We start from the raw sequence: 15,039 nt of genomic DNA, 5'->3' as shown, positions 1-15,039 counted from the left end.
TGCCCGGCTGGGTCGATCCGCTTCGCCTGGACTACGCCGTGTGCTCCGGCTCAAGGCCGGCCGTTTGGTGGGGCTGCCCGGCTGGGTCGATCCGCTTCGCCTGGACTACGCCGTGTGCTCCGGCTCAAGGCCGGCCGTTTGGTGGGGGTGCCCGGCTGGGTGGATGTGCTTGGCCGGGGCCCCTACGGCGATCATGTGCCCAGTGTGACCGAGTGGGGCTGAAGAGATGCCCCACAGCCCGAGCAGGCTTGCACATGATCGCCACCCCCGGCCAAACACATCCACCCACCCGGGCAGTCGGTCACCGGGCCTGCGGTTTCGAGGGGGGCCGGTTAGCGGCTGCGCCGGTGGGGCGCGCAGTGGCCGGGCGGGCGGTTGGTGGGGCGGCCGGTTGGTGGGCTGCGGCGTTGGGGCGCGCAGTGGCCGGGCGGGCGGTTTGTGAGGCGGCCAGTTGATGGGCTGCGCCGGTAGGACGCGCAGTGGCGGGGCGGCCGGTTTGCGGGGCGGCCGGGCATAGCCGGGGCGCCGGTTTGCGGGATGGCGGGCTGGTTGTCGGTTCGGGTGGCTGGGCCTGTGGTTTGTGGGGTGGCTGGTTGTCGCTGCGCCGGTCGGGTTCGGCGTGGCTGGTGGTGCAGGCGGTTCGGGGTGGTCGGGCGGCTTTGCGGGCGGGTCCTAGAGGTCCACCGCCCAGGTGTGCACGGGCATGCCGGTGGCGCTCAGTTCCATGTACCGGCCCAGCATCCCGGTCAGCGCCTTGTCCCGGTCCAGGCCCCGGCCCTCCAGGGCGGCCACCGCGGCGCGCTGCCAGGAGGAGCCGGTCCGCCGGGTGAGGCACCTCTGCTCGATCACCCCCAGGTACCGGTCGGCGACCCGGGCGGAGACCCCCAGGTCGGCCAGGCCCGCGTGGGCCATGGGCAGCAGCCGCCGCAGCACCAGTTCCTCCGGTGGCACCCAGCCGATGCCCGGCCAGTACAGCCGGGCCCCGAACCCGTGCCGCGCCCCGGCCGAGAGGTTCTCCTCGGCGGCCTGGAACGACATCTGGGTCCACACGGGACGGTCCGGGGAGGCCAGCGCCCGCTGTGCGCCGTAGAAGAACGCGGCGTTGGCCAGCAGGTCCACCACGGTTGGGCCCGACGGCAGCACCCGGTTCTCCACCCGCAGGTGCGGGCCGGTGGGGCCCACGTCGTACACCGGGCGGTTCCAGCGCCAGATGGTGCCGTTGTGCAGGCGCATCTCGGCCAGCCGCGGTGCCCGGCCTTCTTCCAGCGCCTCGATCGGGTCCTCGTCGTCGACCTCGGGCAGGAGGCCGGGGAAGTAGCGGGCGTTCTCCTCGAACAGGTCGAAGATCGAGGTGATCCACCGCTCGCCGAACCACACGCGGGGGCGGACGCCCTGGTTCTTCAGCTCGTCGGGGCGGGTGTCGGTGGACTGGAGGAACAGCGGGATGCGGGTCTCGTGCCACAGCGCCTTGCGCAGCAGGAACGGCGAGTTCGCCCCGATCGCGACCTGCACCCCGGCCAGGCACTGCGCCGCGTTCCAGTTCGCGGCGAAGTCGTCGGGGGCGACCTGCAGGTGCAGTTGGGTGGAGGTGCAGGCCGACTCGACGAGGATCGAGTCGTGCAGGCTGCGCAGGCGTTCGGAGGAACCCTGGCCGGGCATCGGGCTGCCGTCCATCGACAGGCGCACGTCCTCGCCGCGGGCGGCGACGATGCGGTCGTTGAGGCGGCGGTAGCGCACGTTCGACGACAGCCACCGGGTGTCGAAGTGCTCGGCGCGCAGCGTCGGCAGGCTGCCGATCATCACCAGCGAGGCGCCGGTGTCGGCGGCCTTGCGCTCGGCCAGGCCCAGCGCGGCGACCAGGTCGTCCTCCAGGCCGCGCAGCTCGTCGCCCGCCAGCGGGCGCGGGTCGACGTTCAGCTCCAGGTTGTGCTGGCCGAGTTCCGGGGTGAACGCCGGGTCGTTGATCTTCTCCAGCACCACGCGGTTGAGCATCGCGGGCTGCCGGTCGCGGTCGACCAGGCTGAACTCGATCTCCAGGCCCATGGTGGGCGGTGCGACGGCGAACGCGTCGTCGGTGAGCATCCGGCGCAGGGCGTCGAGGCCCAGCCGGACTTTGCGGCGGTAGCGCTCGTGGTCCTCCCGGGTAGCGCCGTCGGTCCTGACGTCCTGGCCCATATTGCCCTCCCCGTCCCGCCGGGAGACCAACGTTCGCATGTGCGGCCGGCACCTGTCAGCGGCCAAATTAGTGCACTGGGTCATCGATTGATCACCCTCGGCAATTGTCCCGTCACCCCCTGGAGCCGGGGCCGCGGCATGGGAGACTGCCCGGGTGGCGCAGGTGATCGAGGTGGACGACCCGGCGGATCCGCGGCTCGACGACTTCCGGGACCTGTCGACCGCCGACCGCCGACCGGACCGGCCGGGTGGGCGCGGGCTGGTGCTCGCGGAGGGGGTCGTGGTCGTGCAGCGGCTGCTGGCCTCCCGCTACCCGGTGCGCGCCCTGCTCGGCGTGCGCCGCCGGGTCGAGGCATTGGCGGTTGAACTCGCCGACCTGGACGCACCCGCCTACGTGGCCACCGCGGAGGTCATGGCCGAGGTGGTCGGCTTCCACCTCAACCGCGGCGTGCTGGCCGCCGCCGACCGCGCCGCCCCACCCGACCTGGCCGAGCTGACCGCCACCGCGCGCACCCTGGCCGTGCTGGAGGGCGTGGGCGACCACGAGAACCTGGGCGCGCTGTTCCGCAACGCCGCCGCCCTCGGCGTCGACGGGGTGCTGCTGGGCCCCGGGTGCAGCGACCCGCTCTACCGGCGCAGCGTCCGGGTGTCGATGGGGCACGTGCTCGCGGTGCCGTTCGCACCGCTGGAGCCGTGGCCGGATGGGGTGAAGTGGTTGCGCGACAGCGGTTTCCGGGTCCTGGCCCTCACCCCGCGCGCCGACGCGGAACCGCTGTCGGCGGTCGAGCCCGGGCAGCGGGTGGCGCTGCTGCTCGGCTCGGAGGGCCCCGGGCTGACCGACGAGGCGATCGCCGCCGCCGACGCGGCGGTGCGGATCCCGATGGCGCGCGGCGTCGACTCGCTCAACGTGGCCACGGCCGGGGCGGTCGCCTTCCACGCGCTCGGCCGGGAGTGGACGTGACTGGAGGGAGACCGGTGGAGCTGCGGGTCAGGAACGAGCGCCCGGTGCTGGTCGGCACCGACGGCACGGGCAACCGGGAGGTCGACCCGGACACGCTGCCGCTCGGCGGCGAGCTGGCGGGCGCCCTGCGCGAGTGGGCCAAGGTCGCCGCCGCCGTCGACCGGGGTGACGCGGACTCCGCCGCCGACCTGGTCTCCCGGCGCGGGGCGCAACTGGCGGCCCGGGTCGCGGACGCGCTGGGTCGGCCGGTCGAGTACGCGGACCCGGTCACCGGCGAGGTCGTCCTGGTCGAGCCCGGCCCGCCGCCGACCGCCCCCGAGCGCCCGGCCGAACCCACGCCGTGGGTCACCGGCCTGACCGTGACCGGGTTCGTGCTGGTGGTGACGGTCATCGCGGTGGTGTCGCTGGCGAGCACCCTGCACGAGACGAACCCGCTGCTGGCCCTGGTGTCCAACGTGGTGATCAGCGCCGGGCTGCTGCCCTCGATCTGGCTGGCCCGCCGGGTCGCGGTCTGGCGCTGGGTGGCCGCCGGGGTGGCGGGCGGCATCGCGCTGAGCTGGCTGGCGCTGCCGTTCATCCTCTTCGGCTGACCGCCGGGTTCACCGACCCGCGGGCGGTCGGTGGGGGTCGGCGTGGATGTGCGTGCGCATCCCGTTCGGGTCGAACAGGATGAGCAGCTCGACCACGCCGCCGTCGGCGCTGCCCAGCCAGTGCGGTTCGGACGTGTCGAACTCGGCGGCCTCACCGGGCGGCAGGGTCAGGTCGCGGTCGCCGAGCAGCAGCCGCAGGTGCCCGTTGAGCACGTAGAGCCACTCGAAGCCGTCGTGGGTCTGCGGGGTCGGTTCCGGCGACCCCGACCGGGCGGGGATGACCATCTTGAACGCCTGCACCCCGCCCGGCCGCCGCGACAGCGGCACGAAGGTCATCCCGAACCGCCGGATCGGCGTGAGGTGGATGCGGGGGTCCCCCGTGCGCGGGGCGCCGACGAGGTCGTCCAGCGGGACGCCGTAGGTGCGCGCCAGCGGCAGCAGCAGTTCCAGGGTCGCGCGGCGCTGCCCGCTCTCCAGCCGGGACAGGGTGCTCTCCGACACGCCGGTCGTCACGGCGAGGTCGGCGAGGGTGATGCCGCGGTGCCTGCGCAGCGCGCGGAGCCGCGGTCCCACCGCGCTGAGCACGTCGTCCGTCTCGGGGTCCATGGGCGCATCTTGCCGGAACCGCAAGTTTCCGTGCCAGGTGGCGGTGGGGCGGGTGACGCTGGTGCCTCACCGACAGCGAGGAGCACCGATGAAGACCACCGACGCGGTCACGTTCTGGGACGACCTCTACGCCTCCCGACCGGAGGGCACCGACCCGCGGCCGAACGCCCGGCTCACCGAGGTGGTCGCAGCCCTGCCGCCGGGCGACGCGCTGGACCTCGGGTGCGGCGACGGCGGCGACGCGCTGTGGCTGGCCGGGCGGGGGTGGCGCACCACCGCCGTCGACATCTCGGCCGTGGCGGTCGAGCGGCTCGCCGCCCGCGCCCGCTCGGCCGGTCTCGGCGACCGGGTCACCGCCGCGCGGCACGACCTGCGCGGGCCGTTCCCGGCAGGCGCCTTCGACCTGGTCAGCGCCCACTACCTGCACACCCCCTTCGACCTGGACCGGGCGGTCGTCCTGCGCTCGGCCGCGCACGCGCTGCGCCCCGGCGGGCGGCTGCTGGTCGTCGACCACGGTTCGACCGCGCCGTGGTCGTGGAACCAGGACCCCGACGTCCGGTACCCGAGCCCGCGGGAGGTCGCCGCGGGGATCGACCTGGACGCGGCGACGTGGGTGGTCGAGCGGGCCGACGCGCCCCGCAGGACAGCGACCGGACCGGGCGGGCGCACCGCCGAGGTGGTCGACCACGTCCTGCTCGTCCGCCGCACCGGCTGACCCGACCACCGGCTGACCTGACCACCGACGGGAGGACCCCGCCATGCCCACCAGCACGCGCCGCGACACCCCACCGCCCCGGACCGGGGGCAGCGAGGCCGAGGTCCTGCGCGGATTCCTCGACTACCTCCGCGCCTCGGTCGCCGCCAAGGTCGACGGCGCCCCCGAACCGCAGGTCCGGACGGCCGTGGTGCCGTCGGGGACGAACCTGCTCGGCCTGCTCAACCACCTGACCCACGTCGAGCGCTCGACCTTCCTGGGCGACGACGTCACCGACTGGCAGGCGACGTTCCACGCCGCACCTGCGGACGACACCGCCACCGTCGTGGCCCGCTACCGGGAGGCGGTCGAGCGGGCGAACGGGGTGCTCGACGGCTGCCCCGACCTGGCCGCCCCGCTCCCCCGCCCGCGGCAGGGGCGCCCCACCCCCAGTGTCCGGTGGGCGCTCACCCACATGATCGAGGAGACCGGCAGGCACGCGGGCCACGCCGACATCCTCCGCGAGCTGATCGACGGCTCGACCGGGCGCTGATCCCCGGTGGTGCGGTGGCCCACAGGGTGGGCTGGTGGGCGTGGCGGTGTTGTTGCCAGTATCTTGCAGTTGGAACTTACTGGCGATAAGAAGTGAGGAACGCGCGTGGCCCCCTACGCCCTGCCGGACCTGGACTACGACTACGGGCAGCTTGAGCCGGTGATCATCGGGGAGATCAACGAGCTGCACCACAGCAAGCACCACGCCGCCTACGTCAAGGGTGCGAACGACACCCTGGACAAGATCGCCGAAGCCCGGGAGAAGGGGGACTTCAGCGCGATCGTGGGGCTGGAGACGACCCTGGCGTTCAACCTGGCCGGGCACTCGCTGCACATCCAGTGGTGGAAGAACCTGAGCCCGGACGGCGGCGACAAGCCGGTCGGCGAGCTGGCGGCGGCCGTCGACGAGCACTTCGGGTCGTTCGACGGCCTGCGCAAGCAGCTCAACGCGGTGGCGGGGACCATCCAGGGCTCCGGCTGGGGCGTGCTCGCCTGGGACCCGGTCGGCGAGCGGTTGATCACCCAGCAGCTCAGGGACCACCACTCGAACCTGTCGATCGTCACCACCCCGCTGCTGGCGTTCGACATCTGGGAGCACGCGTACTACCTGCAGTACCGGAACGCGAAGACCGACTACATCGAGAAGCTGTGGAACATCGTCGACTGGACGGACGTCTCCGCGCGGTTCGAGCAGGCCAGGGCGGGCGCGAACGGGCTCCAGGCCCCCACGCCCGGGCAGTAGCGGCCACCAAGGCTCGGCGGGGATGCTCCGACAAGCCCTCCCGCCGTGGATAGGAACGAGGCCCCACTCCCGGACGCTTGGGAGTGGGGCCTCGCTGTTCCCGAACTGACTGCCGCGCTCCCACCACGAAGCGGACAAGACTTAGGTTAGCCTTACTTCACTAGCCGCGCAAGACCCCGTTCCGAAAAACCGCGGGCCGCCACCCGATCAGGTGGCGGCCCGCAGGTCGGACGGGGGTTCAGCCGCGGCGCAGGATGCGCAGGCCGCGCACCCGGGCGGGCAGCTTGACCCCACCCCGGCGCAGCAGCACCAGGCCGCAGACCAGTGCCGCGCCCGCCGCGACGGCGCCGCCGACGAAGAACGGCGAGCGGCCACCCCAGGTGTCGGCCAGCCACCCGGTCATCGGGGCGCCGATGGGGTTGCCGCCGACGAAGACCAGCATGTAGAGGCCCATGACCCGGCCGCGCATCTCCGGGGAGACCGCGAGCTGCACGGTGGCGTTCGCCGTGGTCATGAAGGTCATCACCGCGAAGCCGACCGGCACCAGGGCCAGCGCGAACGTCAGGTAGCTCGGCATCAGCCCGGCCACCACCTCCAGCACCCCGAACCCGAAGGCAGCCACCAACAGCAGCCGGGTCCGCGGCCTGCCCCGGCCGGAGCGGCGGGCCGCCACCAGCGCGCCCGCCAGCGTGCCCACGGCCAGGGTCGTCGACAGCAGGCCGTAGCCCGCGGCGTCGCGCTGGAACACGTTCGCCGCGACCACCGCGAGGCTGACGAAGAAGGTCATGCCGAAGGTGCTGACGAAGAACACCAGCACCATCACGGTCATCAGGTCCGGCCTGCCCCACACGTAGCTCAGGCCCGCGCGCAGCTGCCCCTTGGCCCGGTCGAGCCGGGGGCCGCGGATGAGCTTCGCCGGGTCCATCATGACCAGCCCGACGATGACGGCGACGGTGAAGACCGCGTTGCCCAGGAACAGCCAGCCGGTGCCGACCAGGGTGATCATCACGCCCGCGATGGCCGGGCCGACGATCCTGGCCAGGTTGAAGCTGGTGGAGTTCAGCGCGACCGCGTTGGTCACCTGGTCGCGGCCGACGATCTCCACCACGAACGACTGCCGGGTGGGCACCTCCACGGCGGAGAACGTGCCGAGCACGAAGCACAGCACGTAGACGTGCCACACCTGCACCACGCCGGTGACGTCGAGCAGGCCCAGCACCAGCGCGCTCGCGGCCAGGCCGGTCTGCAAGCCGATGAGCAGCTTGCGCTTGTCGAGCCGGTCGGCGAGCACGCCCGCCCACAGCGAGAACATCAGCGTCGGCAGGAACTGCAGCGCCGCGGCGATGCCCAGGGCCACCGGGTTGTTGTCGGTGAGCACCAGGACCAGCCAGTCCTGCGCGATCCGCTGCATCCAGGTGCCCACGTTGGACACGACCTGGCCGGAGGCGAACAGCCGGTAGTTGCGCACCCGCAGCGAGGAGAACATGCCGACCCGGCCGTCCGCCTCCCCGGTGGTCGGGGCGGCGGTGGTGTCGGCGCTGTCCGCGACCACCTCGGCGTCCCGGGCGGTCTTCGGTGGTGGGTCGGCGGGCGGGGACGCTGCCGAGGGCTGCGCGAGGTCCTGGACGATGTCGTTGGTCGGTCGCTGCTCTCGGGTGTCACCCGCGTAGGCCCGCATCTAGTTCTTGTTCCCCGCCATCCTGTCGATGATCTCGGCGGCCCGGTGGAGGATCTCCCGCTCACCCGGGTCGAGTTCGGCCAACCTCCGGTCCAGCCACGCCTCGCGCGCCGAGATGTCGGTGCGGACGTGGTCCAGCCCACTGTCGGTGAGCGCCACGATCGCCTGGCGCCCGTCGTTCGGGTTCGGCCGCCTGCTCAGGTGGCCGAGCTCCTCCAGGGCGGCGATCACCCTGGTCATCGAGGGCGGTCGCACGCCCTCGTTCGCGGCCAGTTCCCCCGGGGACATCGGCCCGCACTTGTAGAGGCACGACAGCGCCGACAACTGCGTCAGCGTCAGGTCCTCGTTCGCCCGCTGCGCCCGAAGCCTGCGGTTGAGCCGCACCACCGCCAGCCGCAACCGGCTGGTGAGGCCCACGTCCGCGGTCTCCGACACGATCGTTAGCTTACCTCAGCAATTAAGTCGCCTCCACCCATTCACGCGCACGTCACACACCACCCCCGGACCAGGCGGTCCGGGGGTGGTGTGTGACGTGCGCGGGGCGTCAGGCGTTGAGGGCGGCCTCGATCGGCCCGATGGCGAAGTAGACGACGAAGGCCACCGCCACGAACCACATCAGCGGGTGCACCCGGCGGGCCTTGCCGGTGACGACCTGCAACAGCACGAAGGTGATGAACCCGGCGCCGATGCCGTTGGCGATCGAGTAGGTGAACGGCATGACCACGATGGTCAGGAACGCGGGCAGCGCGATGGTGAAGTCGCTGAAGTCGATCTCGGCGACCTGCGCCATCATCATCGCCCCGACCACCACCAGCGCCGGGGCCGCCGCCTCGATCGGCACCACCTGGTAGAGCGGGGTCAGGAACATCGCGGCGAGGAACAGCAGCCCGGTCACCACGTTGGCCAACCCGGTCCGCGCGCCCTCGGCGATCCCGGCCGCCGACTCGATGTAGACCGTGTTCGAACTCGACGACGCCACCCCGCCCGCGACCGCGCCGACGCCGTCGACGAACAGTGCCCGGTTCGTGTTGGGCAACTGGCCATCCGCGTCGACCAGGCCCGCCTCCTTGCCGAGACCGGTCATGGTGCCGATGGTGTCGAAGAAGTCGGTCAGCACCAGGGTGAACACGAGCAGGGCCGCGGTCAGCGCCGGGATCCGCCCCCACGCCCCGAACGACACCTCGCCGACCAGGGACAGGTCCGGCAGCGAGATGATGTCCTCCGGCAGCCCCGGGTAACCCAGGTTCCAGCCCTTCGGGTTGACCCCCGCCGACGGCCCCGCGTGCACGACGGCCTCCAGCACGATGGCGAACACCGTCGTCGCCAGCACCCCGATCAGGATGGCGCCGCGCACCCTCTTGGCCACCAGGACGCTCATCAGCACCAGGCCCACCACGAACACCAGCGTCGGCCAGGACGCGATGGACCCGTTGATGCCCAGTCCCACCGGGACGGTCGTGCCTGCCGCGTCCGGCAGCCGCCGCACGAACCCGGCGTCGACCAGCCCGATGATCGTGATGAACAGCCCGATCCCCACCGCGATCGCGCTCTTGAGCGGGCCGGGGACGGCGTCGAAGACCGCCTTGCGCACCCCGGTGAGCACCAGGAGCAGCACCACGAGCCCGTTGACCACCACCAGCCCCATGGCCTCGGCCCACGACATCTGCGGCGCGATGGTCACGGCGACGAGCGTGTTGATCCCCAGCCCGGTCGCCAGCGCGAACGGCGCGTTCGCCACCATCCCGAACAGGATCGTCATCACGCCCGCGACCAGCGCGGTGACCGCCGCGACCTGCCCGACCGGCAGGACGTCGCCGAACAGGTCCTTGTGCGCCCCCGCGTCGTCGGCGGAGAAGCTGCCCAGGATCAGCGGGTTCAGCACCACGATGTAGGCCATGGTCACGAACGTGACGACCCCGCCGCGGACCTCCCGGCCGATGGTGGAGTTCCGGTCGCTGATCTTGAAGAACCGGTCGACCGCGGACCGCTGCCCGCGCTCCGGCGCGCTCGGACGGCTGCTCGTCACCGGGCGGTCGGGGTCCGCGGCGGGCTGCGCGGTCTCGCGGGCGGGATCGGGTCCGGGCCCGTCGGTCGCCTCGGGCTTCGGGTCGGTGGCCATGGCGTAGCCTCCCGGGTGTGGCCGGAACGGCGGAGAACCAGAACGGGGAGCCCCTGCGCCCCCCACCCCCGCTACCGCAGCGGTTGCTGGCACTGGCCCCCGTCGTCTACGTCGGCACCGGCGGGTGGATTGTGGTGGCGGTGGTCCTGGCCGTCGCGCGGTACGCGTTCGACCGGACCCCGCCGATCTGGCTGTGGACCGCGCTGTCCGGTGTGGCACTGGGGATAGTAGGGGCAGGCATCATGCTGTGGCAGCAGCGCGCGGCCGAACGCGGCTCCCGAACGGCCCAGAAGGTCGACTGAGGCCCACCCCGGCTCAGGTCAGGTAGTGCGCGGGTTCCTCGATCAGCGCCGTCAGCAGGTGCCGCTCCGACCACCGGTCGGTCGTCCACGCCAGAGCCCTGGCCAGCGCCTCCGGCGTGTCCGCGCAGTGCGGCACCCCGTCCGCCACCCACCACGACACCACGTGGTCGCCACCGGACGTGCGGACCACCAGCTTGTCGTGGACCACCGCGCTGCCCGCGGGCGGTTCGACCCCGAGGAGTTCGCAGGCGGCGGCGACCGCGCCGAGTTCCGACCACGGCACGGGTTCCCCCGCGGAGACGACGTCCGCGCCGACCACGTCGGTGGCCAGTTCCAGGTCCAGCAGTTCGGCCAGCGGCTCCGCGAGGGCGAAGTCGGGGCCCGCCGAGACGACCTGGTCCTCGTCCAGCACCGCCAGCAGCCACGGGGCGTCCAGGACCACGCAGTCCGCCGCGACCGTGCCCGCCAGGGTGCGGGTGTTCTCCGGCAGGCGGACGTCGGCGGGGTCGAACAGGTCCTCGGCCACCGCCTCGGCGAGGGCGGCGTGGGTGCGCAGGACGGCCCCGGGGTGCACGCCCCGGTCGGGGTCGCCCAAGCGGATCAGCAGGTCCTCGGCGTCGTCGGCGTTGTCGACCGCCAACGCGGTGCGGACGCCGATGGCGGCGAGGACCCTGGGGTCGGTGCCGGTGTCGGGGACGACGTCGTAGAGGCCCGCCAGGTCCTCGGCGCCCGGCAGGCGCCAGTCGGTCGGGGGGTGCCCGGCAAGGACGGCGTTGCGGGCGATCCACCAGCCCGTGTAGCCGCCGGGCTCGTGCAGGGCCCGCCAGGTGTCGGGTTCGGCGGCGAGCAGGCCCAGCGCCCGGGGCCACGCGTCGTCGGTGACCAGGTCGAGGTCGCGGACGGCGAGGACGCGGGCCGGGGGCTCGGGCCGGGTGTCCCACCACTCGGCCTCGTCGGCCAGGCCGTGGTCGGGGCCGGCGGGGGCCTCGTCGACGACCAGGGCGAACGCGTCGAGGACGCCCAGGGCGGTGAGGACGTGGGCGGGCCACTCGGCGGCGACCTCCTCGGCGAGCACGCCCACCGGGGCGTCGTCGTCCAGGACGTCGAGCAGGGGCGAGCCGGGGAGGGCGAGTTCGTCGGCCCGGCGCCAGTCGCCCACCGAGTCGGGCAGGGCCAGGGCGCCCAGCCAGGGGCGTTCGCCGGTGCGGACACCCGCGTCCCTGGTGAGGCGCAGGACCACCGAGACCAGGCCCCGGGTGTCCACACCGGACTCCACGTCGTCGAGGCTGCGCTCGACCGCGTCCTGCAGGCCGCCTGCGTCGAGCAGGTCGGCGGGGCCGCCGACGCGGGCGCCGAGGCGTTCGAGGACCGGGTGGGCGGCTTGGGCGTGCACGACGCGCAGGGCACCGACCTCGGCGGTGGTGAGCAGCTCCAGCAGCTCGGGGTCGTCGACCATGATCGCGCCCGCCGGGCCGGGCAGGGTGCGGCCGTCGGCCAGCGGGACCGGCAGGGCGCCCAGCTCGGTGCGGACGGTGGCGTCGGTCTCCACGGCGGGGGCGAGCGCGGTGTAGAGGTCGTGCCACCACCGCGGCGGGCGGGCGGTGCCGGTGATCGACTCCACCACCTCGCCGAGGCCGCGGCGGGTGACGTCGAGGGCGGCCAGGGCGGCGGCGTGCGGCTGGGCGGAGAGGAACCCGGCGGCGACGTCGGGCAGCACCGCGGAGACCAGGTCGGCCAGCCCCGCGCCGTCGGCGTCGAGGACGTTGGCCCGGGCGGGCGGCAGCCAGCGGGGTTCCTGGTCGCCCGCGGCCGGGAGCCAGGCCGCCTGGCGCAGGCGGGAGAGCAGCAGTCCGCGCAGTCGTTCGTCCACTTCGGACAACGGGAAGCCGACCGCGGGGACCAGGGCGGTGCGGTGCTCCGGCGGGGTCATCGCCACCAGGTCCGGGTAGGCGTCGGCGGCCTCGGCGAGCACGGCGTCCGCCGCCGGACCGGGGCGCAGGCGCCGCCGCGACGGCTCGATCGGCAGCGTGGCGATCAGGCGCGCGGGCAGCGACAGGCGCTCGTCGGTGGGGGTGGGGGCGTGCAGCACGTCGTCACCGAGGGGCAGCGGAACCCCCTGCGCGTCGACGCGGACCGCCCAACTGATCGACCACTGTGGACGCTCCTGGGCCTCCACCCCGAGCACGGCCACGACCTCGTCCGGCAGCACACCGGAAACCCGGTGCACCAGCCACCCCGCGACACCACCCGGGCCGTGCACCTCCAGCCGCGACTCCCCCGCGTCGACCCGCGACCAGGTGTCGGCGCCGATCTCGATCCGGGCCAGGCCGGGGAGGGCGAGCAGCAGGTCGGCGGCCTGGGCGGCGAACCCGGCCAGCAGCGCCGAACCGTCCACACCGGACCGCAGGGGCAGGCGCACCTCGGTGGCGAACCCCTCCGGCGGCACCTCGCCCTCGGTCGGCCACACCAGGCGCAACACCGGGACCCGACCGCCGCGCTCGTCGGCGCGGGACGCCAGGTCCGGGTAGTCGGCGAGCTGGGCGCGGGTGCGCTCGGCGGAGAAGGCGACCCCGCCTGCCGCGGTGACCACCCTCGGCGCGTCGGTGACCGCGAGCACCGCGGCGAACCCGACCCCGAACTGACCGACGCCCTGCGACGGCCGCTTGGCCGAGGCGCGCAACGACGCCAGCGCGGTGACCCCGTCGGCGTCGAGGGGGCGACCGGTGTTGGCGGCGCGCAGCTCACCGTCGACGAGCGCCAGCCGCAGCGTGCCGTCGCCCTGCGCGGCGTCGGCGGCGTTCTGGGCCAGCTCGACGAGCAGGCGGTCGCGGTACCCGCCGAGGTAGAGGTCCTCCTCGGCGTTGGCGTCCTCGCGGAAGCGGGTCGGCGACGAGGACCACGCCGTCAGCACGGACGTGCGCAGGGCCTCGGTGCCGAACGGGTCGGGGGCGGCGCTCACCCGCGGTCGTCGGGCTCGGGCTGACCGGACCCGTCCGCGGACACCTCACCCTGCGCCACCGCGGCCACGGCCTGGTCGGTGGAGGAGTCGGGGGCCGTTTCCGGGGCCACGGCGGCGGCCGGGTCGACCGGCCCGTCCCCGGGGGCGGGCTCGGTGGAGCCGGTGGGCGCCCCCGCCGCGCGGTCGTCGACGGGGGAAGCCGGGTCGACGACCGGTTCGGCCGGGGTGGGGTCCAGGGCGTCGACCGCGATGGCGTGGTCGGGGGTGGCCTGCTCAGCCGCGGCCACGTCGGCGGTCCCGGCCTGCTCGGCGGTGGCCGCACCGGTCCCGGAGGACTCGGGCGCGGAGGCAGCGGCGATGACCGGGTCACCAGCGGAGACGGGAGCCTCGACCGGACCGGTGGCAGCGGGGGCCTCTTCGGCGACAGCGGGGTCGGCCGCGGTCGCGGAGATGCCCTCGGCCTGCTCCGCGGCGTCAGCCGGATCGGTGGTGGTCGTACCGGTCCCGGAGGACTCGGGCGCGGAGGCAGCGGCGATGACCGGGTCACCGGCGGAGGCGGGGGCCTCGGCCGCATCGGCGGCGGGGGCCAGCCCGGCCGCAGCCGGGTCGGCCGCAGTGGCGGGGGCCCCGGGGCCGGCCGGGTCGGCGGTGGTGCCGGTCGGCTGGATGGTGGCCGTGGGGGTGGTGTCGGCGGCGTCGAGGACGGCTTCGGCCTCGGGGGACACTTCGGCGGGGCCGTCGGTGGCCTCGGCGGGGGCCGCCTCGTCGACGGCGGGGACCTCGGCGACCTCGGCGAGCTGCTCGCCGTCCGGGACCTCGCTGTCGGAGGCCGCGCTGTCGGGGGCCGCGCTGTCGGAGGACCCGGTGCGCGGGGTGATCTCGACGTCGAGGGTGGAGTCGTCGTACATGAGTTCGGCGACGAGGACCGGGGAGACCTGCTCGACCTCGGCCTCGGAGTGGGCGCCGCAGCCGTACTCGGCGTGCACCACCCGGCCGTCGGCGGGGGCGATCTCGTTGGCGCAGACGCCGAAGGCGGCACCGAGGGAGCCCGCGACCGGGGCGTAGAAGCCGCAGGTGCCGCAGTGCGCGGGGGCACCGCGGGCCATGTCGGCGCCGGGGCCGAAGTCGCCGGTCTTCCAGCGGTCGGCGGCGTCGAGCCTGCCCTCGCGGGACAGGACGCGGGGGCGGCCGAGGCCGACCTCGACGGCCAGGGCCTCGATCGCCGGGTCGTCGGAGGCGGCGTAGCCGGGGACCAGGCGGTCGTCGTCCGGGGCGGTGGGCAGCAGGTCGCCGACGCCCATGTCGCCGGGGCGGACCCGCTCGTGCCAGGGCACCCACTGCGGGGCGACCAGGGCGTCCGGGCCGGGCAGCAGCACGACCTCGCTGACGGTGACCTCGGTGCCGGGTCCGCCGTTGGCGACCGTGACCGCCCAGCGCCAACCCAGGTAACCGGGCAGCTCCGCCTCGAACAGGTGGGTGGCGGCCGCGGCGTCCTCGGGCGCCACGGCGACGTGCTCGCCCACGTCGGCCCCGGCCTGTTCCCTGGCGGCGGCGCGCGCGATCCCGACCGCGGCGATCAGCGCGGGGTCGGTGTCGGCTTCTGGTGCTCGCGTCGAGGTCATCACGGGTGATTGTGCCCCACGCCCCGAACGCCGCGGACA

13 protein-coding genes are annotated in these 15,039 nt (G+C 74.1%); 6 read left to right on the top strand and 7 right to left on the bottom strand.

Translation table 11 applies throughout. The features are described 5' to 3' along the window. Positions 1–672: 672 nt before the first annotated feature. Positions 673–2,175, bottom strand: coding sequence for a glutamate--cysteine ligase (locus L6E12_RS13380; RefSeq protein ID WP_236228230.1), 1,503 nt, complete (start codon positions 2,173–2,175; stop codon positions 673–675). A gap of 154 nt (positions 2,176–2,329) precedes the next feature. Here L6E12_RS13380 and L6E12_RS13375 point away from each other — a divergent pair, with 154 nt between their 5' ends. Further along, positions 2,330–3,136 (top strand): RNA methyltransferase, encoded by an 807-nt coding sequence (locus tag L6E12_RS13375; RefSeq protein WP_236228213.1) that lies wholly within the window; start codon positions 2,330–2,332, stop codon positions 3,134–3,136. Further along, on the top strand, positions 3,133–3,726 hold the full coding sequence (locus L6E12_RS13370; RefSeq protein ID WP_308074808.1) for a DUF2537 domain-containing protein: 594 nt from the start codon (positions 3,133–3,135) through the stop codon (positions 3,724–3,726). Before L6E12_RS13375 ends, L6E12_RS13370 begins: the two co-directional genes overlap by 4 nt. A gap of 9 nt (positions 3,727–3,735) precedes the next feature. On the opposite strand, the gene L6E12_RS13365 is transcribed toward L6E12_RS13370, so the two are convergent. Beyond that, entirely contained in the window at positions 3,736–4,332 is a 597-nt protein-coding gene (locus L6E12_RS13365; RefSeq protein WP_236228212.1) for a helix-turn-helix domain-containing protein, read from the bottom strand. A gap of 88 nt (positions 4,333–4,420) precedes the next feature. Here L6E12_RS13365 and L6E12_RS13360 point away from each other — a divergent pair, with 88 nt between their 5' ends. From L6E12_RS13360 to L6E12_RS13350, 3 genes are all read left to right on the top strand, one after another. Next, positions 4,421–5,047: a cyclopropane-fatty-acyl-phospholipid synthase family protein gene (locus tag L6E12_RS13360; RefSeq protein WP_236228211.1), complete on the top strand. Its 627-nt coding sequence runs from the start codon at positions 4,421–4,423 to the stop codon at positions 5,045–5,047. A 43-nt stretch (positions 5,048–5,090) separates the two neighbouring features. Then, positions 5,091–5,579 (top strand): DinB family protein, encoded by a 489-nt coding sequence (locus tag L6E12_RS13355; RefSeq protein ID WP_236228210.1) that lies wholly within the window; start codon positions 5,091–5,093, stop codon positions 5,577–5,579. A 105-nt stretch (positions 5,580–5,684) separates the two neighbouring features. After that, positions 5,685–6,320 (top strand): superoxide dismutase, encoded by a 636-nt coding sequence (locus tag L6E12_RS13350; protein WP_236228209.1) that lies wholly within the window; start codon positions 5,685–5,687, stop codon positions 6,318–6,320. 238 nt (positions 6,321–6,558) lie between these two features. Here L6E12_RS13350 and L6E12_RS13345 read toward each other — a convergent pair whose 3' ends face one another. From L6E12_RS13345 to L6E12_RS13335, 3 genes are all read right to left on the bottom strand, one after another. Beyond that, a complete protein-coding gene (locus L6E12_RS13345; RefSeq protein ID WP_308074817.1) occupies positions 6,559–7,806 on the bottom strand; it encodes an MFS transporter in 1,248 nt (415 codons plus the stop codon). 192 nt (positions 7,807–7,998) lie between these two features. Then, a complete protein-coding gene (locus L6E12_RS13340; protein WP_236228207.1) occupies positions 7,999–8,433 on the bottom strand; it encodes a MarR family transcriptional regulator in 435 nt (144 codons plus the stop codon). A gap of 109 nt (positions 8,434–8,542) precedes the next feature. Then, positions 8,543–10,117: an NCS2 family permease gene (locus tag L6E12_RS13335; RefSeq protein ID WP_236228206.1), complete on the bottom strand. Its 1,575-nt coding sequence runs from the start codon at positions 10,115–10,117 to the stop codon at positions 8,543–8,545. A gap of 17 nt (positions 10,118–10,134) precedes the next feature. Here L6E12_RS13335 and L6E12_RS13330 point away from each other — a divergent pair, with 17 nt between their 5' ends. Beyond that, positions 10,135–10,419: a DUF2530 domain-containing protein gene (locus tag L6E12_RS13330; protein ID WP_236228205.1), complete on the top strand. Its 285-nt coding sequence runs from the start codon at positions 10,135–10,137 to the stop codon at positions 10,417–10,419. A gap of 13 nt (positions 10,420–10,432) precedes the next feature. Here L6E12_RS13330 and L6E12_RS13325 read toward each other — a convergent pair whose 3' ends face one another. Both L6E12_RS13325 and L6E12_RS13320 read right to left on the bottom strand, forming a co-directional pair. After that, on the bottom strand, positions 10,433–13,378 hold the full coding sequence (locus L6E12_RS13325; protein ID WP_236228204.1) for a sacsin N-terminal ATP-binding-like domain-containing protein: 2,946 nt from the start codon (positions 13,376–13,378) through the stop codon (positions 10,433–10,435). After that, entirely contained in the window at positions 13,375–15,000 is a 1,626-nt protein-coding gene (locus L6E12_RS13320) for a DUF3027 domain-containing protein (RefSeq protein WP_236228203.1), read from the bottom strand. The genes L6E12_RS13325 and L6E12_RS13320 overlap by 4 nt, the downstream gene beginning before the upstream one ends. Between the last annotated feature and the right edge of the window lie 39 nt (positions 15,001–15,039).

This window comes from Actinokineospora sp. PR83 (assembly GCF_021056305.1).
In the GTDB taxonomy this organism is placed as follows: Bacteria; Actinomycetota; Actinomycetes; order Mycobacteriales; family Pseudonocardiaceae; genus Actinokineospora; species Actinokineospora spheciospongiae.
The sequence above is the reverse complement of the archived record's forward strand: the minus strand, read 5'-3'. Positions and strand labels throughout refer to the sequence as shown.

Excerpts from the sequence above, each read along its gene's own strand:
- L6E12_RS13335 (WP_236228206.1), bottom strand. The coding sequence starts at position 10,117 with ATGGCCACCGACCCGAAGCCCGAGGCGACCGACGGGCCCGGACCCGAT.
- L6E12_RS13345 (WP_308074817.1), bottom strand. The coding sequence starts at position 7,806 with ATGTTCTCCTCGCTGCGGGTGCGCAACTACCGGCTGTTCGCCTCCGGC.
- L6E12_RS13360 (WP_236228211.1), top strand. The coding sequence starts at position 4,421 with ATGAAGACCACCGACGCGGTCACGTTCTGGGACGACCTCTACGCCTCC.
- L6E12_RS13365 (WP_236228212.1), bottom strand. The coding sequence starts at position 4,332 with ATGGACCCCGAGACGGACGACGTGCTCAGCGCGGTGGGACCGCGGCTC.
- L6E12_RS13320 (WP_236228203.1), bottom strand. The coding sequence starts at position 15,000 with ATGACCTCGACGCGAGCACCAGAAGCCGACACCGACCCCGCGCTGATC.
- L6E12_RS13355 (WP_236228210.1), top strand. The coding sequence starts at position 5,091 with ATGCCCACCAGCACGCGCCGCGACACCCCACCGCCCCGGACCGGGGGC.
- L6E12_RS13380 (WP_236228230.1), bottom strand. The coding sequence starts at position 2,175 with ATGGGCCAGGACGTCAGGACCGACGGCGCTACCCGGGAGGACCACGAG.